The organism is Mesorhizobium bavaricum, assembly GCF_056781655.1.
This window is the reverse complement of the sequence record NZ_CM165566.1, coordinates 1,982,034-2,007,500: the sequence shown is the minus strand read 5'-3', so window position 1 is coordinate 2,007,500 and position 25,467 is coordinate 1,982,034. Positions and strand designations below refer to the sequence as shown.

General features: G+C 57.2%; 14 protein-coding genes and 1 pseudogene. 6 read left to right on the top strand and 9 right to left on the bottom strand.

What is annotated here, in order from left to right:
- Positions 1 to 905 precede the first annotated feature (905 nt).
- The 7 genes and pseudogenes from AC1RZR_RS09760 to AC1RZR_RS09730 all read right to left on the bottom strand — a co-directional run bounded on the left by AC1RZR_RS09760 (position 906) and on the right by AC1RZR_RS09730 (position 10,080).
- Positions 906 to 1,164, bottom strand: a pseudogene (locus AC1RZR_RS09760) (type II toxin-antitoxin system ParD family antitoxin).
- 603 nt (positions 1,165 to 1,767) lie between these two features.
- On the bottom strand, positions 1,768 to 3,417 hold the full coding sequence (locus AC1RZR_RS09755) for a recombinase family protein (RefSeq protein WP_481828374.1): 1,650 nt from the start codon (positions 3,415 to 3,417) through the stop codon (positions 1,768 to 1,770).
- A gap of 21 nt (positions 3,418 to 3,438) precedes the next feature.
- Positions 3,439 to 3,660, bottom strand: a complete 222-nt coding sequence (locus AC1RZR_RS09750; RefSeq protein WP_481828373.1) for a hypothetical protein — start codon at positions 3,658 to 3,660, stop codon at positions 3,439 to 3,441.
- Between the two features lie 442 nt (positions 3,661 to 4,102).
- Positions 4,103 to 5,197, bottom strand: coding sequence for a hypothetical protein (locus AC1RZR_RS09745; protein ID WP_481828372.1), 1,095 nt, complete (start codon positions 5,195 to 5,197; stop codon positions 4,103 to 4,105).
- 164 nt (positions 5,198 to 5,361) lie between these two features.
- Positions 5,362 to 6,393: a hypothetical protein gene (locus AC1RZR_RS09740; RefSeq protein ID WP_481828371.1), complete on the bottom strand. Its 1,032-nt coding sequence runs from the start codon at positions 6,391 to 6,393 to the stop codon at positions 5,362 to 5,364.
- A gap of 260 nt (positions 6,394 to 6,653) precedes the next feature.
- Complete coding sequence (locus AC1RZR_RS09735) at positions 6,654 to 8,660, bottom strand: hypothetical protein (RefSeq protein WP_481828370.1); 2,007 nt, start codon at positions 8,658 to 8,660, stop codon at positions 6,654 to 6,656.
- A 166-nt stretch (positions 8,661 to 8,826) separates the two neighbouring features.
- On the bottom strand, positions 8,827 to 10,080 hold the full coding sequence (locus AC1RZR_RS09730; protein ID WP_481828369.1) for a hypothetical protein: 1,254 nt from the start codon (positions 10,078 to 10,080) through the stop codon (positions 8,827 to 8,829).
- A gap of 125 nt (positions 10,081 to 10,205) precedes the next feature.
- On the opposite strand from AC1RZR_RS09730, the gene AC1RZR_RS09725 reads away from it, so the two are divergent.
- On the top strand, positions 10,206 to 11,012 hold the full coding sequence (locus AC1RZR_RS09725; RefSeq protein WP_481828368.1) for a hypothetical protein: 807 nt from the start codon (positions 10,206 to 10,208) through the stop codon (positions 11,010 to 11,012).
- Between the two features lie 25 nt (positions 11,013 to 11,037).
- Complete coding sequence (locus AC1RZR_RS09720; RefSeq protein ID WP_481828367.1) at positions 11,038 to 11,763, top strand: AbiV family abortive infection protein; 726 nt, start codon at positions 11,038 to 11,040, stop codon at positions 11,761 to 11,763.
- 1,755 nt (positions 11,764 to 13,518) lie between these two features.
- Here the strand turns inward: AC1RZR_RS09720 and AC1RZR_RS09715 are convergent.
- Positions 13,519 to 13,797: a DNA -binding domain-containing protein gene (locus tag AC1RZR_RS09715; RefSeq protein WP_481829048.1), complete on the bottom strand. Its 279-nt coding sequence runs from the start codon at positions 13,795 to 13,797 to the stop codon at positions 13,519 to 13,521.
- Positions 13,798 to 13,899: 102 nt separating this feature from the next.
- On the opposite strand from AC1RZR_RS09715, the gene AC1RZR_RS09710 reads away from it, so the two are divergent.
- The 4 genes from AC1RZR_RS09710 (at position 13,900) to AC1RZR_RS09695 (ending at position 18,344) form a co-directional block, all read left to right on the top strand.
- Complete coding sequence (locus AC1RZR_RS09710; RefSeq protein ID WP_481828366.1) at positions 13,900 to 14,121, top strand: helix-turn-helix domain-containing protein; 222 nt, start codon at positions 13,900 to 13,902, stop codon at positions 14,119 to 14,121.
- A gap of 479 nt (positions 14,122 to 14,600) precedes the next feature.
- The gene (locus tag AC1RZR_RS09705; RefSeq protein WP_481828365.1) at positions 14,601 to 15,659 is read left to right on the top strand and encodes a dsDNA nuclease domain-containing protein; all 1,059 of its coding nucleotides are present in this window, start codon (positions 14,601 to 14,603) and stop codon (positions 15,657 to 15,659) included.
- Positions 15,660 to 15,710: 51 nt separating this feature from the next.
- Positions 15,711 to 17,402 (top strand): AAA family ATPase, encoded by a 1,692-nt coding sequence (locus AC1RZR_RS09700; RefSeq protein ID WP_481828364.1) that lies wholly within the window; start codon positions 15,711 to 15,713, stop codon positions 17,400 to 17,402.
- A gap of 12 nt (positions 17,403 to 17,414) precedes the next feature.
- Positions 17,415 to 18,344 carry a hypothetical protein gene (locus AC1RZR_RS09695; protein ID WP_481828363.1) on the top strand — a complete coding sequence of 310 codons (930 nt, stop codon included), beginning with the start codon at positions 17,415 to 17,417 and terminating at the stop codon, positions 18,342 to 18,344.
- Between the two features lie 330 nt (positions 18,345 to 18,674).
- On the opposite strand, the gene AC1RZR_RS09690 is transcribed toward AC1RZR_RS09695, so the two are convergent.
- Positions 18,675 to 25,202, bottom strand: coding sequence for an NACHT domain-containing protein (locus tag AC1RZR_RS09690; RefSeq protein WP_481828362.1), 6,528 nt, complete (start codon positions 25,200 to 25,202; stop codon positions 18,675 to 18,677).
- Positions 25,203 to 25,467: the final 265 nt, after the last annotated feature.

Here is a 25,467-nt window from a genome sequence, read left to right as displayed (position 1 = left end):
TTTGATTGGCTTTTATCTGGTCACGCTTTGAATTGACGAGAACATTCACACCTAGACACTCACGTGTCTTGGTAGACTTTATTCTCTCAAAACGTGTCCGCCAAAGTCTCGTTCGAACCTTCTATCCCTGGCGGGATAAGAGGTTCAGCAGGACTCTGCCGCCCACGTTTCTCTTTCTTCAATATTCAATTTTCAAAGAACAGACACCGCAGACGCAGTGTCGTGGCCCGTTTCGCTTTTGGCTCCGGGGCCGTCCGAGTGTCGCTTACGCGGCTCTCTTGAATTTCTCAAAGGGCAGGCTTAGAAGCAAACTTCTTCGTCGCCAGCGGCGAGCCGCCCTCGTTGGTGAGGCGTATATAGTCGCCGCCGAGCAGAAGTGTCAACAGCGAAGATCACCTTTTTTCGATTTCTCGTGGAGATCTCTCCGAGGCCCGAATTGGTGAGTTGGCTTGGCCCGATTGTGAGCGGCGTTCCGGTGCAGGTCATTCCCATGGTGCACGCCACCACGTTGGCGCCGAGCGTGTGCCATCGGCCCGAAAATCAACTGTGCCGCTTGGCGGGCGCCGACCGCCGCGCCCGCCCGAGCCACGCTCAGAGCCGTTCTTCAAGCAATTCCGGCGTGATGTAGCGGCCAGCGTAAAGGATGCCCAAAATCAGCATGCGCTCGCTCTCTACGGCGAATGCAATGCTGACGGCACGCCGGTAATCAACAATCCGTAGCCCAGGCATGATCTCAAGCCGCTCAGTGTCCCGCTGTGGAAAAGTCGACAGTCCGAGACAATGGTTGCGATTACCCGCAATGAAATTCCAGGCAATTGTCGGCGACGCACGTTCGGCTATGTCGTCATAGAGCTGCTCCAGCTCAGCTTCCGCTCTGGGTGGAAGACAATTCGATACTCCATCCCCTACTCGGCTTTCGCTTGTTTCGCGCGATGGCGCGCCTCCAGTCGGGAAAAGACTGTATCGGCCGGGATGCCCTTCGCAGGATCCCGCCGGAGCTCAGCAAGGCGCCTTGGGATGTCCTCGCACAGCCATTTCTCCTGTTCCGCCTCGAAATCCTCGAGCATGCGCAACTCGCGCGAACAACTTCGCTGCGTTGTTGTAGCGGCCTGATTCGAGCTGCTGCCTGATGAAGCTTTCAAAGCGCAATTTGGCATGGGCAATCTGCTGCTGAGATCAGGAGTTCGGCCAATGCGAATGGCAATAGATATCATCTATTGGCAATCTTGGCTGATTCGCCAATGCTTCATCTCTGCCGCCATCCGGCCCCGGGAGAATCGTCCGTCGCTGATTCGGCACGATCGAAATGTCGCCTCAGCCATGATCACGCCGGCGCGATCGAGGATCGACGCGCAAATCGATGCCGCGGGCGTCATTCTTCCCAGCAGCTGTGCATGAGACGATCGGCGCAAAGCCAACCGGCTAAGTCGTTTCGTATTTGGCTACAGGACTGGGCTTTAGCCGGCGCCTTCAGTCAATGACCTGCAGAACGAGGCAACCTCGTCCAGCATCGCCATCGCCGACGCGCCAGGTGACGAGCGCGGGATGGGGTACTACTTCCATTTCCGTACCATCCGATGGCCGTGCAGGTCGCGAACTGCATGCTCGCCAGGAACCGCTTCCGGGATCAAGGCTCCTGGGGTCTTGGGATTGATTCGCGAGAGGCGTACAAATGCGAGCGGCCGCCGGCTTGGCGCTAACGGGCCATCGAATCGGTGGCGAGGGTGGCCCGGATACAAAAACAGCCCGGGCTTGGCCGGGCTGTTTTCAGATTTGGTTGCGGGGACCCGCAGCCACTGCCGTCATACCTTCTCGACTTCGGGGATTTTCGTAGGAACCTGTCAGTTCCAGAATCCCCATCAGCTCACCGCGGAGTGCGGCATGAACCTCGCCCCGTTGTGTGCCTGGGCTCAGGACAACTTTGCCTATCAAGGAACGAAGGGCCTCCGCCGCCTCCCTCCCGCCGTCCGGGTCGTTCAAGGCTGCCGCAAGGTTTGTGACCCTTGCCCGGTAGATGTGGGCAACGTTTGGGTGCACATCCGGCAAGTCGCGCTGAGCGTTTTCAAGCCTCCGAAATATCTCCGCCTTTTCCCGCTCTAGCTCATCCATTCGCGCTTTCATGGCTGGCTGATACATTCCGTCTTCGATTGCAGAGATAATGCCCCCAATTGAGCGTTCAATTTTGTCCAGTGATCGGCGGTCGGCATCGTTCTGTGCCCTGCGCTCATGATTGAGCCGATTTATCTCGTCGTGATACGCCCGGACCGCCTCTGCTACAGAGCCCGCCGACACCAGCCTGTCCTTGAGACCGGATAGAACGCGTTCCTCGATCCGCACGCGAGAGACGGTACGATTGTTGTCACAGCTCCCACGACGTGAATGATTGAGGCACCCAAAGCGGCCTCTCTGGATGAGCCCATATCTTCCGCCGCAGCTACCGCAGATGAGTAGCCCGGAAAGAAGCGAAACCGGCCGATTGGTGGCGTGCAGCTTCTTCGACCTCGCCTCCCTGACGCCGATCGCGGTGGCCTCAAATATCTGCGTGATCGCCTGCTGGCGCTTTTTCGCCGCCTGCCAAAGCTCGTCGCTCACGATACGGAGATGCGGAACCTCTGTCCTGATCCATTGGTTTTCCGGGTTCATCCGCGAGACACGTTTGCCATTGCTCGGGTTCTTGATGAAACGCTGCCTATTCCAGACCAGCACACCGAGATAGAGTTCATTGTTGATGATGCCGGTGCCGCGCGAGGCGTGGCCGCGAATACTGGTATCTGCCCAGGCACGACCAAGCGGCCCCTCAACCCCTAGCCTGTTCAGCTCGACAGCTATCGCCTTGGGGCTTTTGCCGGAGGCGAATTCGCGGAAAATGCGACGGACGATTTCGGCCTGACCCCGTTCGATCTCACGGTCGCCTCGAATGCGCTCTCCCCCGGCATCGAACTTCTTCAACACGCGGTAGCCATAGCAAAGGCCGCCGCCGGCCTTTCCCTTTTCCACTCTTCCTCTGAGGCCGCGCCTGGTCTTGTCCGCAAGATCCTTTAGGGCAAGTGCGTTCATGGTGCCCTTCAGACCGACATGAAGCTCACTGATCTCACCTTCGGCTAACGTGATAATGGGAATGCCAGCAAAGCGCAGATGCTTAAACAAGGTGGCGACATCAGCCTGGTCACGCGATATGCGATCGAGAGCCTCGGCGATAACGACATCAAACTTGCCGCGCTGCGCGTCCTGCACCAGGGACTGCATCCCAGGCCGCAGGATTACGCTGGACCCTGATACGGCGGCATCATGATAGCTGCCAACTACCTCCCAACTATCATGGTGTGCTCGCTCGCGACAAATCCGCAACTGATCTTCGATCGAGCCTTCATTCTGGTTGTCCGACGAATAGCGGGCATAGAGCGCGACACGTCTCATGAAACGGAAACTCCTGTCGCTTCATTCGCCATCTTGCTGTTTCTCCGATGCTTCAGTTGCGTTGTCGTTGGCCGCGCGGAGCGCCTCGAAATGCTTCCGGGCAATCTGTCTTCCGACCAGGCGGGCGACCGACACAGCGGCCTTGTCCAAGAGGTGAAGCCCTTCGGTTTTGAGCTCGTCCGGGAAGCCTACATTATCATTCAACGCGCGATTCTTGTCAGCCCCTGATCCTTCCTTTTCCATGTGCCGATGCTCTCGTCGATGAGATCAAACGCGCACAAAAGGCCACAACGAAACCCTTTGGAAGACCAGATTCAACTGGTCGCAGTTCGACCCGCAAAGACTTGCAGTCGGCGAGATCCATAGCCGTTGCCCAAATAGTCGGAGTAGCCAACCACCTGCGGACGGCCCGCTAGCCAAGCGACCACCTCCGAGAGGCTCAGGATGCCGTTGGGAGGTGAGCGCTGGCGCTGGTTCCCAGGCTTTGTCTGCTTCAGAAGCCCCTGCCGGGCCGGCGTCAGGTCAGTCAAGCCCCGAAGCCCGCAGGGACGCGGCGGGCGCAAGCCCGCTGCAAGGGCTTGACTGACCTGTCACGGTCCGGCGTCGTATCTACAGCAGACTAGCGTAGATGCGGCTACAGCTACTGATATTCGCTAATTTGACGATGGAACGTGCCCGGACGCAGTCACCGTTTAGACTTTTCGCCAGTATGGAAGTACATTTCAAAGACCTGTTCGCCGGTCCCCTGAACCGTGCAGATCGCTTCGTCCAGCCCGGCGGCAGGTGCCATATCCTCAAAATGGACCATGAACTCTTGCGCCGCGGCAAAGGCGGCTTTGGGTGCCACCTTGGTGCCAGGCATTTTTAAGTTCAGCTGGTGTCGGCGCTGGAAACCCTCTTCGGGCTCGGTGAACTTGAAGTCGATCTGGTACACGATCTGTGCTCCCGCTTTCATAGCATCTTGGAAATGTCGTTCGGCAAATTCGGGCGTGAATAGCGCGTTGGCGGCTGCCATGGCGATACGTTGTGCGACGGCGATGGTGAGCAGTGCCAGGCTCTGGGCCGCCTGCTGTTCATCGGGCCTCCAGGCATCCTTCCGTTTGACGTTGCCATGGAAATAGAAGCCGCGCTTTTCGACGAGATGGTCGATGACTACTGCAGCCGTTGGCTTCGATCGAAGCAGGTTGGCGGTATCCGAGAGATGCTTTGACCTAGACTGAATGCCATCGCTCAGAACGGCCTCCACCAAGGCCACAAAATCGGGATTGCCCTTGAGTGCCGCTTGCAAGCCAGCCTTCTTGAACTGTCCCTCACCATATAGAGCCTCGATCAGCAGGAAGGCATAGCGGAAGGAGTTGATGAACTCCTGCTTGCGCAGGGCCTGACGCGCTGTGGTGACAAGCGTAGATTCGAATCTAGGGCCAGCTACTTTCTCCGCGGCCATTATCGCACGGGTCAGCATGTCGAAGGAGAGCGGCAGAGCCGGACGGTGCCTGCTCATGGTGAGGCTCTCGATCGCAATTTTCGCCTCCTCTTCAGGCGACTCGCTTTCGTAACGCGCCTCAATCTCGTCAGTCTCCAAGTCAATGTCATGGAAGCATTCAAGGAAGGCTACGGCCTCATCGAGCTGTCGCTTGACGAAGATCAGGCGCCGATCGCGGTCCCGAATCTCCATCTTGACGACTTCGTTAGGGCTCTCTGACATTTGCGGTGCATACATCAACGGCTGGCCGGTAAAGACGAGCTCGAGCCCCTCCGCATAGCCGTCCCTTTCGACCACTCGGAGGGTTCCCCCTTGGAAAGGGATAACCCAATGATCGGGTATTATGATCTTGCGTTTGAACCGGACGGTGTACCGGATGCGCATTGATGGCCGATTCTATGGCTTGAGACGTTGACGGGGCAGGGTTATTCGCAACGCACGCTGAATCAGGGATTGTAAACTCAACCCTTCAGGATGGGCCGCCAATAATCACTTAGCAGCTCGTTGCTTTTAGATCCTACAAGCAAGGCGTGTTCGGGGTGGACGTTGAAACCCATGGAATCAGCGATGGCGTGCTTGATTCGATCCACATTGGCCACCGAAAGTCCAAAGCTTGTTCCAAAGATTTTCTTTGGCCCCGCGCTTTCTCGGGTGGTCATCAGTTCCATGTTCATGTCGCCGTAGGAGAAGCCGAGATAAACTACGATTTTCGCCTCGTTGATGAGACTGTGCATCCTCTGCATGATCTCGACGTCTTCCACACGCTCAGTGAACGTCCGGATCTGAGCAGCAACGGCTGGTAAGTCCTGTGGAGGTGGCTCCAGGCCAAAGTCCACCGAGACCATGGGCGAGTTTTGCCAGTCCAGTTTTCCGACCTGCCCGTAAGGATGGATGATTGTGAGCTTATTGGCTAACTCGCGCGCGCGTTGCCACGTCAGGTCGAAGTAGACGGCCAATTGCTGCACGACATAGTGCTCGATGCAGCGGTCGTAATTGAAGGTGATGATACTGACGTTGTCGAAAAGGTGGTCGAGATCCGTTCGCTGGCCACCTTCGCAGAGCATCTTGCAAAAAGTCCGATGCCATGTGTCGGCTACCGCGCGAAAGCTGACGCGGTCTGTATCCCTCCCCACATAGAGTTTGGTGATTCTCTCGGCTTCCAAAATGCTCGCCGCGATGGCCAGCTTTCCCGTTTGTATGAGAATCTCGTCGTCGGCGTGGGCATGCAGGAAATTGTCGATCGAGATGGTTTGGGGCATCGCCCTGGAGATCACCTGGGCTGCTCGGAAGAAGCGCGCTCCCCTATCATCGGAATTGTTAGCGAGAAGGTTTATTGCACGCGTCAGGTGAGCATCGCCAAGGCTGGCTCTGAAGTCGGTACCTTGCGGTTGGAGCTTATCGCCGATGTTGCTCGCCAGTGCGCCGCCCATCGGCAATCCAAGTTCGTTGCTGGCTCCGGCACCGACGACAAAGACCGTTTTCCGCTCAAACAAATGGCGCTCCCGCAAAACAGATGTTGTTATGTGCCACAAAAAAATCGGCCACCAGAGTGGAAACCTGTCTCCAGAGCGGTGGTACTTCGAAGAAGAATATCGGCATAGTCTTGGTTGCTCTAATGTTAGCCGTTGACGGTCTGGCGCTGGGCCATCGTCGGGGCTTTTTAGCCACCCGCCAGCACGAAACGGGCAACAAGATTAAGGACGGTTAGCGGGATTTAATAAGTATACGAGAATAGACGTTGAATGGATACAAGCTAAGCCGCAGGCGGCCGTCGGACCATCCGCGCGCCATCAACAAGACACCCAACCGCTCCGGGACGGTAAATACCGCATCCACTACTAGACAGGCTGGCAGCCGAAGGTTGGCGATCGTCGGGAGTTAAATGAACGATGCCATCATCGTGGGCAGCTTCGTTGTGCTGATGGCAGGTGCCGCCGCCAGCGTGCTGGTGCTCATCGCCCGGTTGGACCGGCGCTGCTAGCCCACAACCTTTGCCTTGGCAGGCTTCTTGGCCTTCTCTGGAGCCTTCGCAACCACGGGGACGGGGCTCCGGCACGGGTACTTCAGGCTTAGGGGCTGGAGCATGCTTCTCTTGCCATTGGATAAGCCTCCACGAGCGAGCGCGTGCGTTGTTCAACGGGCTCAGTTTGGAGATTATTGTTAGTGCGTCCGCTGCCTTATTCATTATGTCCTGGGCAGACCTGGGCGGATTGGCCACATCGACATAATCGGTTATCCCGGCGCGAATGAGTTTTAGTTCCCCGTTCGCGTGGTTAGTCAGCACCCGGACGTACTCGTCAACCGGAGCCTTCGCTAGCGCGAGCCCGATCTCCGAGTTGAAGCCCGCCTCCTTCAGCGTAAGAAACTTCTCGTCGTTCGTGAGGTCCGGTGTAGCCTTCTTTAGGATGGCCTCTATCTGCGCCACAATATCAGCGGGCAACTCATATCCGAAGCGCAGGAGCCGCTCCGTATCAAACGCCGCGGGGTTGTCCTTATTCGCCTTTGCATAATCCCCAAACACCTCGTTAGATGCGTCAGTCTCGTCGATCCGACGCAAGAGGTCGATGAGTTGGGCGGTGGTGCTGAAACTGAAATATTTGGCGTTGCGCTTGAAGCAGTCGGTAACGATGGAAATCATTTCATCCGCGTTCTTCGCAAATGATCCATGGAAAACCTCCCAGGCTTTGTCCAACTCCGCATTGGCTTCGCCCGCCTTCTCCCTCTCGTGAAGCTGGTTGGCATACAGAGCGACCACGTCGGGGTCGAAGTACCCGTTGACGACACCGTCAATGAGCACGTCATCGAATTCGTCGGTAAGGTTGTAGCCATAGCGCTGGAGGATAGGCCCCCATTTCTTTTTCAGTGCCGCAAGCTCAGGGGTAGGAGCTTCCACGACCGAACTATATTCACCAAGCTGCCTGATGTAATCGAGAGGCGGTGAGGAGTCGCGTTGGAGGTAGCTCCATCCGAACAGGGTCAGAGATGATATGACCGACTTCATTACCCCTGCCTTATAGGTTTTGAGCAGGGGCTCTAGCTCATTGATGGTACGCAGGATTTTCCGTATCACGCGGACGTTGTCTATCCCGAGCGTGATGGCACGCGCACTCAACTCTTCCTTTACCAAAGCGGAGGCTTGCTGGTCGATAAACGCGGTCTTCGCACTTTCGGTGGGAGAGGGAGCAAACCGAAGGCTTACGTCAACCACCTTCTCCAGGAACGTGTCGAATTCACCGCGATCTTCCAATTGCTCGTCGTTCAAGAGCAGCACGACCTTGCAATTCCGGTCGTCCTTCAACTGCGAAATCAGGCCAAGGACATCCGCGCTCCGAAGGAGCTCACCTTTTCGCTCCAAATCGTCGATGCATACGATGGTATCGCGGATGAGATATGACATTACCGAGATGCTGAGGCTGGAATACCCTTCACCAAAAAACTTCGCAACGCCTGTGGCGACGGGCTTAATTTTGGTCCAAGCCGTTTGATAGGAAGCCTTCAAATCATCGGTGCTAAATCCCTTGTCCAAGGCGTCGATTGCTTTGCCCTGATGGAAAATTTCCTGCTTGATATCGTCAAGGCTGTTGAGGCCGAAAAGTGACACATAGGAATAACGTGTGAGCGGAATATTCTTGGTAGCCCTCAACACGTCGTTCCATGTCCAAGTCTTGCCGGTCCCCCAGTTTCCCCGGATGCAGAGTACCTCGGCCTTCTCAGATTGCAGGAACCTCGTAATTTGATACCGGACATTTTTAATAGACACCTCGTCGCCCCTACCCCAATGCTAACGTCAATTGTCATGCAGACAACGGTTACCTTAACCCATCACGACGGGAATGATGACGCAACCATTCCCGCAACCTCCCGATAGCGTCAAAATTCTCTCGCTCGTGATCAGGCATGTTTCCAAAGGACTTGTTATTTGCCCACTATTTGTAGGGCGGCCTATACTCGAAGGTGACGTCCCGCAAAAGCCCTTCACAGACGAACCCGGTGACAATTGCACCGGAGCGCGCCGCGAGTCGATTAGGGGCGGGTCGCATGACGCGAGGCCTGCGCCTGCCATGTTCTTCGGGCAACCGCGTCGCCGTCAACAGGGCTTCCTCGGCGTCCTTCTGCGGTCCCATGAAATCCATATGGTCGGGGATGTACGCGCCGAAGGCAGCCGCGTCCCGGGATGATGGCATCGCCGCGGGGTAAGGGAGGGGCAGGAACGCGGTCAGCGCGATACGGTAGAGCGGCGCGGCATATTCGAAGATCGACCGCTGCGGCGTGGCGAGGAGAAGAGTGCTGCGGTCGACCGGGTTGCCGTGAAGGAAGTCGTTCCGACAGTCGTGAAGCACCTGGTAGAGCCAAGAGGCCAGCGTGCGCTTAACCTTGGTCTTGCCGCTGGTGTCATGGGTCAGCCGGCCGCTCGCCGGAATCTCCCATGGCGTACGCTCGATCAGGTCGAACACCTTGTCCCGGTTGGCCAGGCCGTTGCCGCCGGGATGAACGAGGATTTCGAAGGCGCTAACCCAGAGCGAGACGATGCGGCCGACGTCATGGAATGTCGTGTCCGAACCGGCCGGCAGAAGTGACGCCTGGTACGCCATGTTGAGCGAGCGCATCAGTGCAACGTCTTCCCAGGCGGGTTGCGAGGCCTCGTACCGTCGCCGCCACCGCTCCATGAGCGCGGCAAGCAGGGGCTGGTCGACGTCGCCGTCGCCCAAATGAGTACGGAACAGCGTAGGTGAAGACTGCCCCTTGAAGCGGGAGACCTCGTGCGTGCCGAGTATGGCAGGCGTGCTGCCGATCATGTCCTCGTAGTGACGGTCGAGCATCCAAGGGTAGATCGCGAAGGCTTCGCCGAACAGGATGCGGTGTCCGCGCGGATATCGAAGCTCGAGCGCGCGGCCATGAGTGACGGTGGCGAGCGCGACGAGGTCACGGAAGCTGGCAAGCGTGCCGATCTCGCGAAAGACGGCGGGCGCCGCGGCGTCGAGAAGCAGGACGCTGGGCTCGAACTTGGCGCCGAAATTGTCGGTGAAGCGGTTAAGGAAGAGCCGGAACATGGGGTGGGCGCGTTTAAGGGCGGTGACGCGCGGATCGTGCGCAGGTGCGAGCACTGCGATATCGCATCCGATCGCGGCCTCAAGCGGAATGTTGGGCAGAACAAATATCGGCGTCCAGTCGCTGGTCATATGCTAGGCCTGGTTCGGAGGGCGGCGGTTGCCGCCGTCACTGAAGCAAATGTTTGCGAGACTACGCTGGCACAATGATGAACGATACGGAGCGCGAGGCGATTATCCTCAATTCGGCTTGGGAGATGATCGACGACATGGTCAACTGGGCGGTGTTCATGAAGATCGATAGGGCCGACCCGTCAAACCTTATGTTCCAGACTAGCGGGCACGCGCGGCTCTTTATTATCCTGCTCGGCGACTTCCTCTCGGAAATTCGAGCATTCAAGGGCGAGCCGATTCCGCTTGGCCTCAAGCCGGCGCCGAGCAATGCCCGCCCTTCCGACCTGACGTTCCTGTTTCACCTCCGACAGGTCTGCGCCGATCCGAAGCTCGGTGCGGACACCGTCGGCCTGTCGGTGGCGGTCGAGGCTTTCGCGAGCTGGCTGGAAGGGGAGTTTGTCGCCGAGGATGTCAACCTCCATTCAATCGACGTCGTCGCCGACCTGCGCGTCGCGCGCTGTCGTTACATCAAGATGTGCGGCGACATGGCCAAGCACAATCTGGCGCGCCTCGCCACCAACGTGGGGCATCTGCGCAAATTGCTCGCAGCGGCGGGTCATCCGGTGAGCGAGCAGCAGGGCTATCTCGCCGTCGAAACCTTCTTCGAATGGTTCTACCAAGACATCTTTATCTACCATTCGAGCCAAGTTGGCGAATTCCTGAACAACATCCGCTGGGCGATCTACGATTATCTCCAGCCCGAGTTTCGGCGATCGTTCCATGTCCCGGCGCGATCGACCGCAGAGTTCCCGATGTACAGCTATCATGTGCCGTCAGCGATCACCGAGCCGGTAGCGGTCGCGATGTATTGGGATGCAATGAACCGCTCGCGGTCGCAGCCTTATATGCAGCACTTCGTGATCCCGGACTATATGAAACAGCGCTACTGACTGGTCCTAAGCAAAGGAGGGACGCGTGAGCAAAGACGATGCGAAATCGGACCAGGCGTCCTTGGAGGTTCTCGCCAGCGGCGCAGAAAAGACTTTCGAGAATGCCGAGCAGCTTTTTCACGAAGCGGAACTGCTGGCCAAGGCGGGAGCAGTGTCGCGAGCGCTCTACCTGCACCAGATCTCGCTTGAAGAATGCTCGAAGGTCGACACCTTGGGAGCGTGGGCGGTGAGCCTGCTCGTCGGCTTAGAGGTCGACCAGAAGAAGGTGCTAGCCGCCTTGGCCAAGCACTCGTCCAAGAACAAGTCCAATGCATATATGCTCGCAGGGTCCGAGGCGGAGAAGGACGCCAAATCTCGTGGCGATCTGAAAGGCGCAATCGAGGCGTTCAAGAATTCCCAGGAAGAGTTTCACCAGAAGTCGAACAGGGCGAAGAATGCCTCCCTCTACGTCGACTGGATGGATGGCGCGTTCGCTGCCCCGGGCGAGCGGATCTCGAAGCAGATGCTGATCGAGATCACCGAACGCAACGCCACGTTTCTGGCCAATGCGCACAATGGGATGAAGATGATGAGGCGCCTGGCGGAATCTCCGGACAAGATGAGAGGTCTGCTTTCGGGTTTTGTCGATCAGGTGGAGAAACTGCGCGACGACGAAGCGGACAATCCCGTCTCGGCAATGGAGGCCTTGTTGGCGCGCTTTCTTGAGGCCGGCAAGCGCGAGCTCAAAGACGAGAATATCGTCCTCCGATAACGGATCCCTCCGATGCGGGGTTCGCTCGATCGCCGTGCGATGGGACGCCTCTATCTGGATATCCGTGCAGCCCATTCAGTCAAGCGCGGGTCGTGGCACCCAACAGAAGCGCGACCTTCAACATAACGCCTACATCCGCGCCGGCCGAAGTCAGAGTGCCAGCTCGCTGCTCGGTCGCTGCAATTGCCCTGAGTATGAAGGGCGAATGCGCCGGCTGGTGCGGGAGCGAATAAGACCATGGGAACACGAACGCCATCGTCACAATTTATGGCTTCCAGCGCCCGCGAGGTGCAATTGCCACTGGAAAGATTAAGAAAATCCCGGTCGCGCACATCGCAAACGAGGTGAGCACATCGCAAAGCGAGGCGAAAACCATAAGAAAAACAATCAACCGACCGAGCCGCACATCGCGCCCCTTTATCCTGCCATCCCTCCCCGTACTCTCTGCAAACCAACCCTCCTACCGCAACTTCTGCGACGGAAGCGCCCGCAATGCGATTGACCTAGCATCCGGTGATCATCGCGCTGCCATTAAAGGCGACTGGATAAACAGGCTCTCCACAGCGCATTCTGGAGCGAATGCATCAGCACAGGTTGAGCCATCCGGCTACGATTCGAATGGGCCGTCAGATCGGTGACAGCTTCGTTAAACGTTGATCTCCTGCTGGGCAGATGGATCGCTGCGAACTTCGTCTCCGCATCAAATCCGCATCACCGCCGCCATTCGATACGGTGCCGTTCAACGCCTTTCCATTGTGCAAGAAGGTTCACCGAAACGAGCGCGCTTTCCCGGCCGGCTCTTTGCCGTGCGCCCGGTTGGACGGGAGATGACAGTTGATCAGGCGCGATTTTCCCGGCGTAGTCGATCGTCCCGCGCTGCACCAAGCAGCCGGTTTGAAGGCGCTGTTCGTATCGCCCAGACACAGCATTATACGCGGCGAGGAACCCATTGCGATCGAAACGGTCCACCATCTCGCGGGGTAGGCAGCTCGGGCGAAGATGTTGTCGCGCGGTCGATAAGGATCGTCGCCGAGACGGTACCTAACGCGCAATTCTCCCCACGTCGCTGGCATAATCTGCATCAAGCGGCTCCCGCCTTGCTCGACACCGCCAAGCATGGCCGAGGCTCTCAACCCGCATGACGGCGCGAAGCAATCGCTCCGGGAGTGCGAAGCGTTCGGCGGCGTCTCTGACAAAAACTGACCACGGATTTGCGAGTAGATGATACGTGGGAGCGCGACCCGTGTGCTCATCGTGCGAGGGTGGATCCGCTTAGTTCGCCGGCGCTGCAGCGGTGAGCATGATGCATGAGGACACCATAACGATGCCTCGGCGAATGCAGCGCATACACCGCCGTATCGCTGCGCCGAGGTTTGCCACCGTCCTCGCTGCCGGCAAGAGCAGGGCGTCGACCCCCGGATTAGCTTGCCCAAAATTTCGCCGTAATTTGCAACCGGAATGTATTAGCAGGCACCCAGCCGCGCTTCCGCTGCGCGCGGCTGCCGTCAGACGGGCGATCGATTCGAATGGTTTGACTAGCGCCCAACTGATCAAAGGTTTTGACCAGAAGGGATCACCACAGCGCAGTCTGAGCATTCAATCAGCCTCACTCGACGCGCTTCGACATCCCAGCCCAGTGCAACTCCTTTCCTGCGCATCGCACTGGAACGGTTGGCGCGGATCGGCTGCGTCAAACACGGATCATCGCGGCGCCGATCACCATGCCTTTGCAGAAGGTGCGGTGGTAAGGGGCGTTTAGTGCGGTGCTCCACCCGCTAGCAGAAATCGGTAGCCGTTTGCTGTCATCCATCGCGCGCGGGCAAGGTGCGTTTCCCAAGACCTGAACGCCCGCTCCGGCTCCTCCTCGGGATTTAGATGCAAAACAATCCTGGCCACCTCCCGCCAATCTGCCTCATCGGCCGCCGCGTCGAGCAGGCGGATATAGGTCAGCAGTCGCTCCTCATCGTAGCCGGTCAGAACCGGCCCATCTGGAGCCACGTCTGCGACATTCGGATCTAGGAGCGGCTTAAGCAAGTGAACCTCTTTATCCAGCGCCACCATCGCCGCAGCGCAATGACCACGTGTACATATTATAGTTGATAACCTTAAAGTGTGTAAATTGCCAAGCCTGCGGGCATGGATATGCGCAAACTCGTGGGCCGAAACTTCGGCCGCTTGCGTCGGGCTAAGGGCCTGACTCAGGAGCAGGTGGAAGCGCGCTCAGGGTTTAGCCAACAATATCTAAGCGGCCTCGAACAGGGTCGCCGCAATCCAACGGTTATCACCCTCTACGAATTGGCTCAGGCACTAGAAGTTAGCCACGTTGAACTGGTCGAGCCCGACGGCCAGCAGACTTAAGGTCACTCGAATATCGATGCACCTCTCTAATTCTGAGATGTGCAGCCCCTCAGGATCGCGGGACTTAAGGCTAACGAAGGATCTGCCGACGCGCGATTGTCAAAGGTGCCTGCAGACCTTCCGCTCTGTGCCTAGTATCGGCCGCACAGCCCAACTCTGCCGCGGCCTGAAACCGGACATCGCCGGCAGACCGTCGGGGTTCGGGGCCTACTCATGTCGGCCTAGTAAAATAACTTGTGCCGCCGGCATTAGACTCTTTGCTGCACGCGAAAATAAACGGCTCGCATGCGATCCAACCCCACGGTAGTACGTGTGACTTATCGGCAGGCGATAGGGGTCGCTCAACTTCTGAACCTCCTTTCAGCGGTCAGTGAAAATAGCTGTCCGAATGGCACAGACGGGCTTCAATAATCGGCAAAGCAGGATAGGTTGAAAGACGCGATCGCAGTCACTTGAAATAGGGCAAGATGGGGGGAGAGTTGGCAGTTATCAATGATCTTCTGACGATGCCCGAGCGGGAGGATGGTGGTCGAACGGCCTACGACCGCTTTGATTTTCAGACTGCGTGGGGCATTTCGCAAGTACTCAAGCTTCATACTGCCGGAACTAATTATGCAGTTGCCTTTGAATTTCACGATGACATCGTCGAACTGGACGATGCAGACGCACCGGCACGTGTAACTTTCTACCAGCTCAAGACCCTGAAAAATGGAGCTTGGACGATCAAAAAGATCGTTAAACGATCCTCGGAGGCGGGCAAAAAGCTCAAGCCCTCATTCGCCGGAAAGATGTTTGATAACTTTCTTCGGTTCAGCGACGCGGTCGCGAAGCTTGTCTTTGTAAGCAATCAACCACTATCCGACCTGCAAGAAAGCACGGGAGAGCACGCCTTTTCGTCAGCGGCCGCAACCGCTGTTTCGACCTTCACCGCCGAAATGACCCGCGAGTGCCCGACCTTTAATAAAGATAGTCACCTTGGCCTGTTTTATTTCAATCAGTGTGATCTCGGCCTGGCAAGCTATGAAATGGCTTTGATCGGCGAAGTCGCGGTGTTCCTCAAGGTGCACACAACTGCCGAGGCATCGGCTCACGCGTTTACTCTCAGTCTTGTCGACGAGGGCAGGCGGCGGTCAAAGGCCCTTTCCGATCTCGCAAGTTTTGAGGACCTCAAACGTTCGAAGTTCATGACAAAGCAGACCATGGATCGCTGGATTCATGATATCGAAAGTGCCCATTCCCATCGCCCAGCGTGGGAGACAATCTCTCGACAGTTGGCGGCCCCCCATCATGAGGATACGAAGATTGAACGAGAGTGGCACGCTTACACTTCCGAGCGGAAGCGCCGCTGGAACGCCAGTACTCTTGAGCTTTCGTCGAATGTAAAGGCACTAGTCGAACCGATCATTGATGCAGCCGAAAGTCTGAAAGCCGGGATGGATGCAAGCGTTCCCGCTGTTCGGAATTTAGTGCGGGCGTGGCGGCCGGACGCCACCGAGCACTTTGTAAAGGCGGTGATCCTCTACGAGTATAAGCGATGAAAGACAGCGACCGCTTTCTCCTTCTCATACGCAATCTCAGAAAAAAAACCGATGAAAAACTTGACCTTCGAAAGTCTGGAGTTGCTGTCTCTCACAGAGAAGAAGGCAAGGACAGTAACCTTTCACCCTCGCCTGACAGTGATCACGGGAACGAACGGGGTCGGTAAGTCATCGATTATCAAGAGCATCTATTGGACGCTTGGGGCAGCTCCGGCGGTGACTCACCCGAAATGGCCCGGGGTCAACGTCAAAGGGCTACTCACATTCGCGATCGACGGTCAGCGCTACAAAGCGCTTCGGAATCATGATCGCATTGCGATCTTCGACGAGAACGACGTCCTGCTGATCTCCACCAACTCATTTACCAAGGAGCTGGCTCCTTTCGTAGCGGAACTATTAGATTTCAAGCTCGTCCTCAGCAACAAGCAGACCGGCGAGCCGGAAACTCCTCCGACGGCGTACGCATTTCTGCCGTTCTACGTAGACCAGGATGGAGGCTGGGCAAAACCGCTCACGTCCTTCGACCGACTGACGCAATATGCTGACTTCAAGAAGACGCTAATCGAATTTCATACCGGGATTCGGCCAAACCGGTACTACGAACTCACCGCGGAAAAGAAGAAGCTTCAACTTGAAATCCGTGAGGTCGAACACGAACTCCGAATTGTCCGTAGGGCGATTGAGCGCCTCCGTTTTGAGCCAAGTTTCACCGGGCTTGAACTTTCTGCACCAGAACATGAGGCCGCCGTCGACGATCTTCTAATAAGGCTAAAGCGGCTTCGCGACGTGCGCCAAGCGCGAATGGCTGAGCTCGCTGATCTCTTGGACCAGAGAACGCTGATTGATGATCAGGCGGCAATTGTCCAGGCCGCCGTCCGAGAGCTAGCGCTTGACGTGCGATGGGCTACTGACGACGCGCGTAAAGAAATACCGTGTCCGACATGTGGAACGTTGCATATGAATGACTTCGCTAACCGTTTTGGAATACTCTCCGACCGCGAAGAATGCTTCGAATTTCTCGGCAGCGCAAAACTCAAGCGGCGTGACATTGCCCATCGCGTCGACAAGGCGCAGGCGCTGTTGGCCACGACCGAGAAAACGATCGCTGAGGTCCAAGGAATTTTGGAGGAGAAGCGCGGCGACGTGACACTCCGTGACATAATTCAGAATGAAGGCCGTCGATCAGCACTCGAGGTATTTAAGGCGCAGATTCAGGAGCTTGAAGGACCCCTTGGAACGAAATCTGGGCGAATTTCAGAAATCGATGATGAGGTTAAAACGCTCAACGACAAGGCACGAAGGAAATCGATTGAAGATTACTATGCCGGGTTGATGGTTTCCTACCTCACGAGTCTCAATGTGATAACTCCCGATTTCGACGCGGTTACGAAAATAACAGGCAAGATCGTTGAGACCGGAAGCGAGCAGCCGCGGCTGCTGCTTGCATACATCCTTGCGCTGGCGGACACGATTCAAAAGTTCACTAGCGCGTTTACGGCGCCCATGATCATCGACAGCCCTGTTCAACAGGAGCAAGACGAAACAAATGCCCCAGCGATCATTAGACGCGTGACGGCCAGACGGCCCAATGGCGGACAGACCATCGTCGGCACGATCTCGCTTCACGGCGTCATGATCGAAGAGGGGTCCATCATCGAGTTGAACACGAAGCAATCCACTTTGATAGACGTCGAGTACGCTTCGCTGTACGCGAAGATCGACCCTCTCCTTCAGCAAATGTAGCCGAGATGTGACATGGCGCTATCGGATCTCATTGCGGACGATCCCCTGCCCCAGATCCTCAATCCGATACATGGGGTCACGCTTCTCATCGGCAATGGTATCAATCGTTACGCCAACGACCGAGATGCGGGATGGGAGGATCTGCTTGAGCGGATTTCTCAACGGCAGGGTATCAGCCTCTCGAAAGAAGAGCTCAGCGAGATGTCCAACACCGAACGGTTCGACATTCTCGATATCGCAAGACCGAAGGGCGATCCCACAAATCTTAAGCAAATGTTCTGCAACTTGATGCTGGGATGGAGCCATGGGCCGCATCATACGCGGATTGTAGGTTGGGCTCGGCGCCACGCATCGCCTATCATCACCGTCAATTTCGATGAAAACTTGTCGCGATCTGTCGCGGCCCGTTTTTTTCGGACGTGCGGAGAGGAAGACGCGCCACGCTTCACGGACTGGTATCCGTGGCGCTCGTACTTCGGCGACGATGCCATTGAAGACCCGGAGAAGGCGTTCGCGATATGGCACGCTCATGGCATGATGAAGTATGTCAGGAGCATACGTCTCGGCTTAACTGACTACATGGGATCGGTTGATCGAGCTCGCGCGTGGATGCACCGCGGAGACAACTCCCTGATCCGATATCTGCAGGGCAAGAGTGAAGGTTGGCGCGGCTCTCATACCTGGTTGCACCCCTTCTTTGCATCTAACATTGCGATAATTGGGTTTGGCTTTGGGAAGGATGAGACCTTTCTCCGCTGGCTCTTTCTTGAACGCGCCCGACTACACGCGAGGTTTCCATCGCGCGCCAGACAGGCATGGTTCGTCACGACGGATTTCAATCGGAACCGCCACCGCCAGCCGTTCCTAACTCATCTCGGCATCAAGCTCGTCGCGGTGGAAACATATGATCAAATCTTTGCGTCCCCTGTATGGGACAGGTGACCGATCCTGCTTTCGCAAACCGTTGCCGCAGGCGTCTACGGGAGCCGCATGGGAAAGCAAGGCATGTGGCAGTGCGCTGCTGGTGGTTGGCAGCTGCAAAGCCGCCGTTCCGGCTCCCGGCCCCAATGTACGTGAAGAGTCGCGGCACTCGCCGGTCGTCTGCAAATTTTGTTGGTCTGTTTCGGTGTCGCCCCGACAAAGGCGCGTGCCACTGTTCATCCTTGAAATAGGGCGCCATCGCGGCGGGTTCGCAATACGCATTAGCGGTCCCGTTGCGGGAATCGCTTGAGCGCGGACGATACTGGTCCACACGGTAGCTTCCGCCAAGGCTTACGGGGAGGATCGATCTCGAAAGGCCATTTGGATTTTGCGGAAGCGGTCGTGGAAATCGTGCCTATCGCGCTCGTCCAATGATGCAATCGCTTGGCGAGCCCATGAGGCCGGTCGAAGCGCCGTCGCTACACGACCGTTTTGACTGAGAGAGAACACAAGCGAGCGATGGGTGAAGGCACTTGTGTCGCCAAGACGCGACGAGGGCTTGCCCTTTTGATAGCGTTGCAGTTTCAGTGCCCCGACGAGCATTAGCCCTGTCTCGCTGAGAAGGCGCTGCAAATGGGTGCGTTCGACGCTCAACCGCTGCCCGCTGTCGTCCCAGCTGTACTCACCCCGTCCGCCTTGAGTACCCCAAGATTCGGAACGGAAAGCAGCACCAATCCGACTCGACCAACTGCGAATTATTGAATCATCGGCGGTAAGACCAAGGTGTTCGCGTACCCAAAGCGACGGAGCGCTACGCTGCATCGCTGTCGTCGAAGCGTAAGGGTCATGTCGGTCTAGATTGCGCTCTGAATGCCGCACGGTTGCAACCCATTCACAGACTGAATGATTGTCAGGACCGAAGTGGCGGCTGATTTCCTCTTCGTCATGTGGAAGCCAACGTGAGAATTTTCCGTCGGTCAGCAATGTCATTACCACTGCGGTCAGATCGTCAGCGCCGACGAGCACTGTCGCCAAAGACGCGGTGCAATCGTTTGGCAGCGACCAGAAACCGTGGACCGGAAGCCAAGGACCGGCTTCTGGGCCCGCAGAGATACCCAGCAAGGGCAACAGCAGGCGACGATCTTCTTGTTCGGCGCGCTTTGGCATGATGTCTGGCATTGGCAGATCAGCAGCACGTGGCAGGTCCAAAGGAAATAATTCGGTCGCTTCGGCGAGCCAGCGTCCGTCATTTCGAGAAATGCGATACTCTGCGAGAAAGGCTGCCCAAGGATCTCCGCCCCAATCACGTCCGCTGACAACCCGAGATTGGAGCATGTCGCCCGCAACAAGCATCAATGCATGCCACCCCAGATAGCCACCGTAGCGATCGGCATCTGGGACATAGCCAGACGCCCAACCCCTTTCGTTGTCGTTACTGCTACGTGGGTCTGAGTACATGTTCTTTATCGATGGGTCCCAGCGACGAACCCAGTGAGTGATCCGGTCGTCAACTTCCCAGGCACCACAATTGAATACATGGCAGACACGCTCGACCTGATTGCTCGTAAAATCGTAATCGAGATGGAAGGCATTGGCCGGCTCAGGAGAGGAGTCCGGTCGGCGGGCATAACGTCCCTCGACAATGACGTCGGCGGGTTTGTGGGCAAATGGGGAAACGTTGATTCCCACGGTCCGTTCTTCCAAGGAAGCACGACTGTCCGGGTCGAGGAACGGCGCCAGTGCACGAAGCGCATCGAGGGCAAAGGAGCGCATGACCACATGCGGGAAATCGTTTGCGAAGGCGACACGCTCAAATAACGGCGAGTGCGGTGCAATCTGGCTCGGCCGATCGGCGGCTAGGCGTGCGAGCGCGATCAGTAACCATAAGCGAGCGTGGAGCGGATAAGGCGGAAGCTTTGTGTCGCCAAACGGCAGAATGGTCGCGCTGTCAAAGCGCGCAACAAGCGCGCTTATGACGTCGAATTGGCCAATCGCGGCCAGCCGCAACACAGCATGAGCAGCGCGCCAACGCATCGTTGCTTTGTGGTGGCCTAGCCGAGCCCAGATAAGTCCCGCAGCGACATCAACTGGATCTTCAGTGACCGCGAATCGCGCATCCCATGGGCCGTCGCCTTCTTCTGCCGGAAGCGCGGCGTCGCTTAGGGTAAGAAATCGTTCGAGTCCCGTAGCTATTGCGGAGGAACTGGCATCGGCGGCCAACTTGGCCGCGAGCGCGAGCCAAGAATCGCCGCTAACTTCCCCGGCGGTCGCGGCAAGCGATTCTACAACACGCTCGATAAGTGCGGGCCGGTCACCGCCGAAATCTTTAATAAGACCCCGCCAACTGGACCAGCCATCGACATTCGATTTGATCAACTCTCCAGCGTGCTTCCCCGCTAGAATCAGAGCTTGAGCTGGGAGGATATCGCGCAAAGCGGTAGAAAGGCCGGCCCATGCTGGCAGGAAATCATCCAGGGCACTGATCTTTTCGGAAAGTGACGCCGTGTTGGCGTCGACAACTGCCTTGACGAAAGCAAGGCGCTCAGCTGGCGTTTTCAGCGAACGGGCAAGTTTGGCTATCGTCGCCTGCGGCCAGCGACGGCCGGACTGATCGATGGGTTGGTCCAAGATCGCGCGATCGATCGCGGCCGGGTCCGCGAAGTCGATGGAGTATATCGCAGACGGATCGGTTGACTTTGTGAGCTCCGGCCTAGGACTTTCCGAGCCCGACCGTTCGGCCAGACTTGCAATTCGCCTGCGGGATGGCGAGTCGCTTGCCAACTTCGCGTCAGCCAATGTTCGGAGTGCAGCAATCGTCTCGCGCTGTGGCGCCAGGCGATCGTCGCGGTCGATCTCAACTAAAATCGACGCGAAGAGCCATTCTCGCAACTCGAGTGGCATAGTTTCCAAGGCCGCGGCCGCGAAATCGCTGATGTTCCAGGTCCAGGTATCGATGGGCGCTTCCAATCCAATCAGACAAGCAGCCAAATCACCGGGGAGCCTGCGCTCCCGCGCCAAAACGGTCAGGGCTGGTCCAAGGGAAAGTCCAAGACGAGCTTTATCGCGATCAGCTAGGCGCGCGACCATTGCCAGGGTGGCTAGGCCTGTGATTGGCACCATGGTCTGCGCGTATTCGATCCAAGGAAATTTCGAATCTTCGTTCTGGTTGAGTTCCAAAATTCGGGCGAGTGTGTGCCCTGCGCGTGCCGAAAGCGGTGGTCCATTGTAGTAGCCAGTTAATTCGAGCAGATGGTTCGTCCTATCGAAATCATCGGATCCGATTGCATCGGTAAGGTCGAGCGTGCGTCGAAAGTAGGCCGCGGATTCGTCGGTCGATACGCGCCACACTGCGCGGGCCAATGCACCATATGATGAAATCCGACTATTTACGTCAGTATCCAAACGTATCTGCCGCTCAACATAGCCAGCAAGACGGAGCGCGGGATTCTGACACCCATCAATTCGCGACAAACGCTCGATGACCGCCATCAATCTCGGTGTGTGCATGCCTGGGGCGGTCTGCAGCCAGGCTACGATACGCTCTGCGCCAATTGGATCGATTGCGCCGATAGCGTCGGCCACAGTGAAGAGTGCATGAAATGCGACACGTGCCAAATACGATTTGCCATCCTGGTAGGGATAGTTTGATGCGTGCTCGACATCGGTCGCCAAGTGATCAAGGGCCGCCATGAATATATCATGACGAGATTGGCCGATGGGCGGCCGTACCATGTCGGCGACCGCTTGAGAGTAGGCTAGTAGCGGTCGTATCCGCTCGTTGAGAGCGCGGCTATATTCTGACCGCAATTTGTCATTGACGGTTTTGCGGCGACGCTTTCGATTTACTCCTATTACTGGTTTGGGCTCGTTCAGCTTCCCGTCTAGAGCCTTCTCAAACGCAGCGGCGCCTCGTGCGGTGATACTTGGGGCCACCAGTCCCAATATCTCTCGCGGCGCGAGATCGAGAAGCGCGACTGGCTTACCGCGAAGCGAGGCCGACAGGCCGCCACGGACCACCGCGATGTCGGCGTCACGGTCAGCAACCCAATAGCTCGTATAGTCGTAGAGATTAGGCGGGCTGATGGCCGCAGCATCGAGAATCGCGCGCGCATCGTTGTCTAGGCCAAGGCCAATGGCACGGGCGGCTGCGGAGAGACTCGCATGCGCAAGTGGGTCATGCTGATCACTATGAGGTGGTGCGGCGGCGAACCTCGCAATGATCTTGCTATCATGGGTCGCATCGAGATTCGAAAAACGAAGTGCTGCCGCCCAGAGAGCTCGTGAGCCAGATTTACACACTTGCAGGCGCCGAAAAATTCGATCGGCCGGAGGGTGTGCACTGGCGCGATGACGCTCGAGCAGTTCGAAAAGTTTGCAAAACTTCTGATAGGCGATGGCTTCACCCTGCAGCCTAAAGAACTCGACAACGCGGATGTCATTGCCTGCGAGCATCTCGACATAGGCAAAACCGACATCATCCAATTCCGTCGAAGCTTTACCAGGAGTGTATGCTGCCCTCTGAGTTGTTTTGCGCGCCCAATTGTGCCAATCGATCGCGCGGCGACCATTGCGCCGGGCTTCTCCGAAATCCCCAGCAAACGCGTGAGCTAAAGCGAGGGCCGAATGGCGTCCCCCCGCCCATCCGGCTTTGGTTGAAAATAGTCGACGTAGGGCCTCAGCATCACCTGCGACTGCTGCGAGGTCCGGGAACTCATAGAGGAAGCGATCGGAGCGTTCGTGGCCGGCGGCCACAATCGAGGCTTCCAGCAGTAACTGCAATAGATCATCACGTCGCTGTATATTGGCGCATAGGCCGAGCGCGGCGGTGATGCGTGCGAGCCGGATGTCGCGCAAACTGACTTTGGAGGCGCTGGGCGGTACGCGCTCGTCGAAGGCGAGCGTAATAAGCTGATCGACGTCCTTGAGCGCTGTTAGAAGGGAAGGAAGAGCGCGCGCTGCATAATTGGATACTGCCTGACGCGTGAATAACACGTCGACGATCTTGACACGTCCCGCAAGGTCGTCGGCGCTCAGTTTACGGATGAGCGTTTCGGTTGGCTCGTCGCGGAACATTAGGCCGTGCGGCGTACGCTCGAGCAAAGGTGCCAGATCCGTGGCAAAGCTCTCTACCTGGGCGAGGGCAATTCCGTGCGCTGCGGCCAGCTCATCGATCGGAACGGGTGGGGGTAGCAGTGCCAAACCTGTCAGCAGCAGATCGATGTCGGCGTCCCTAGCCCCTCTTATGCGCGCGTCGTGTCTGGCTGCGCTGATCCGCTTGCGTAACAGGAGATCCAGTACATCAGCAGGAGTAGCCGCATCTTCTTCTGGCGTTGTCGGCAAGTCATAGGGGCGGCCCTCTACAAGAAGTGTGTCCAGGCAGCGCGGATTCCGGCCGGACCGCATCTCAAGTGCCGCGATTTCGGTAGGGGTTGCGCTGGCGTCACGCGCAAGGATCAAGCATTGCGCTTCGGCAGAGGTAAAGGCTGGGATTTCTAGCTCACGGTGTTCCGAATTCCCTACGGCCTGAGTAAGACGCTCCGTGCGGCACGAGGCGACTACGACCACGCCATCTATTGGGTCGACCGATAGACTGCGAAGTACACTGTGCGCGAAGGACGTCGTGTTGCTTTCTTCGGCGGCGATCGCTGCATGATCGATCGCGTCAAGAACGAGTACGACTGCCGCCTCGTTGGAGGCTTGCCGAACAGTAGCGACAGATTGGGTCAATCTCTGGCGAAAAGCGCGGAGCAAGCTGGTTGCTTCGGAAATCGGGAGCAAGATGTCGCAGAGGCCGTGCCCGGCGAGTAGGTTAGCGAGATGCACAAGAGTACGTTCGGGCCGATGGCGACCGTCAGCCGGGTCGCGCCAGCGACCAGCGCCAAACCCGTCGAACACTACGACTTGGTCGCGTTGGCCAAGTGTTGCCGCCAAGCCCTGCATCAGTACAGTTTTTCCCGTACCGCCTGCACCATGGATTATGAGGGGCAGGCCTTGTGTACGCGCCATCGCCGCCGCATCGTCCACAATGTTTCGTGGAATAGTCGTTTCGATCAGCGGAAATGCGTCTTCGGTTGGATAGAGTTGATCTTCATGATCGACCCTGAGTTCAGCGAGAACCGCAACGCGGTCGATCCGCTTATCCCCCCCATTGTCCGGACCAGCTTTTGTACGCACTAGATTGCGCAGCTTGAGTAGCCGAACCTCCGCCTGTGGATCACTGGTTTCGCTCCACGAGGCGAGGATCTGACCCACTTGACGATCAGCCTCGGCTAGCGAACCACCGCTGCCCGTCACAGCCAGTCGCCTGAGGAACTTATCGTGAGGGTAGGGATAGTCCCCCAATGCCTTGGCGATCTGTGCTTGCTGCTTCCCAATGTCGCCATCCGCCGCCTTGCCTTCGATCGTGGCGTCTATGGCAGCGATCAAGTTGGGATTTATCGGACGGTTGGTGGCGTAGTCATACCTTACGACCTTTTCGACATGGGCCGAGCCATGGCGTGCCTGCAACTCGACATCCGCAAGCGCAAATTTGGCAAGAGTCGAGGCGATATCGGCGGCGCGAGTGGCTGTCCCGGCGCTAGCAATTGAGTATTTGAACTGGACGACTTCGACGCGGATCGCACGCGAGATATCGGAATGACCATAATAACGAACGAGATCCGCGATTTCGACAGCTCCAGTTCCTAGGTCAGCCTCGTCGATATAGTCGAAACCTTCCAACGTGATAGCAACCAACTCAGTTTTGGGAAGGAGCAGTTCGAGCGCGGTTCGAGCGGCCCATGCTTCGTGATATGCATGCCCGGCTTTCGAAGCGCGCACCTTGTCAATGCCGCCACCGGACGTGAATTCTCGATCGACCTCGTCATCCCCAATACCCACTAGGTGCCTTCTCGACCTGATTCATGCTTACTTGCCCCAGCCGATACCAGATGGCCGCTACGTTCAAGCTGGAATCACGCTTTCCGGCTGCTAAGAGGCTCGAGCGTGTCAACGATCAGGTCACAAAATTTCGGATAGCTGAGCTTCGTTGTCACGTTGTGACAATAGGTCACCGTCACCTCGTTCGATGACGCGAGGTTCGTTGCAGACGGCGAGCGCAATGTTCGTCTATGGGCCAACTCGGCAACTTGATCAGCGGAATTCC

Bases quoted from the DNA above. Each gene is read 5' to 3' on its own strand.
- AC1RZR_RS09710 (WP_481828366.1), top strand. From the start codon at position 13,900: ATGGATATGCGCAAACTCGTGGGCCGAAACTTCGGCCGCTTGCGTCGG.
- AC1RZR_RS09725 (WP_481828368.1), top strand. From the start codon at position 10,206: ATGATCGACGACATGGTCAACTGGGCGGTGTTCATGAAGATCGATAGG.
- AC1RZR_RS09700 (WP_481828364.1), top strand. From the start codon at position 15,711: ATGAAAAACTTGACCTTCGAAAGTCTGGAGTTGCTGTCTCTCACAGAG.
- AC1RZR_RS09750 (WP_481828373.1), bottom strand. From the start codon at position 3,660: ATGGAAAAGGAAGGATCAGGGGCTGACAAGAATCGCGCGTTGAATGAT.
- AC1RZR_RS09695 (WP_481828363.1), top strand. From the start codon at position 17,415: ATGGCGCTATCGGATCTCATTGCGGACGATCCCCTGCCCCAGATCCTC.
- AC1RZR_RS09730 (WP_481828369.1), bottom strand. From the start codon at position 10,080: ATGACCAGCGACTGGACGCCGATATTTGTTCTGCCCAACATTCCGCTT.
- AC1RZR_RS09755 (WP_481828374.1), bottom strand. From the start codon at position 3,417: ATGAGACGTGTCGCGCTCTATGCCCGCTATTCGTCGGACAACCAGAAT.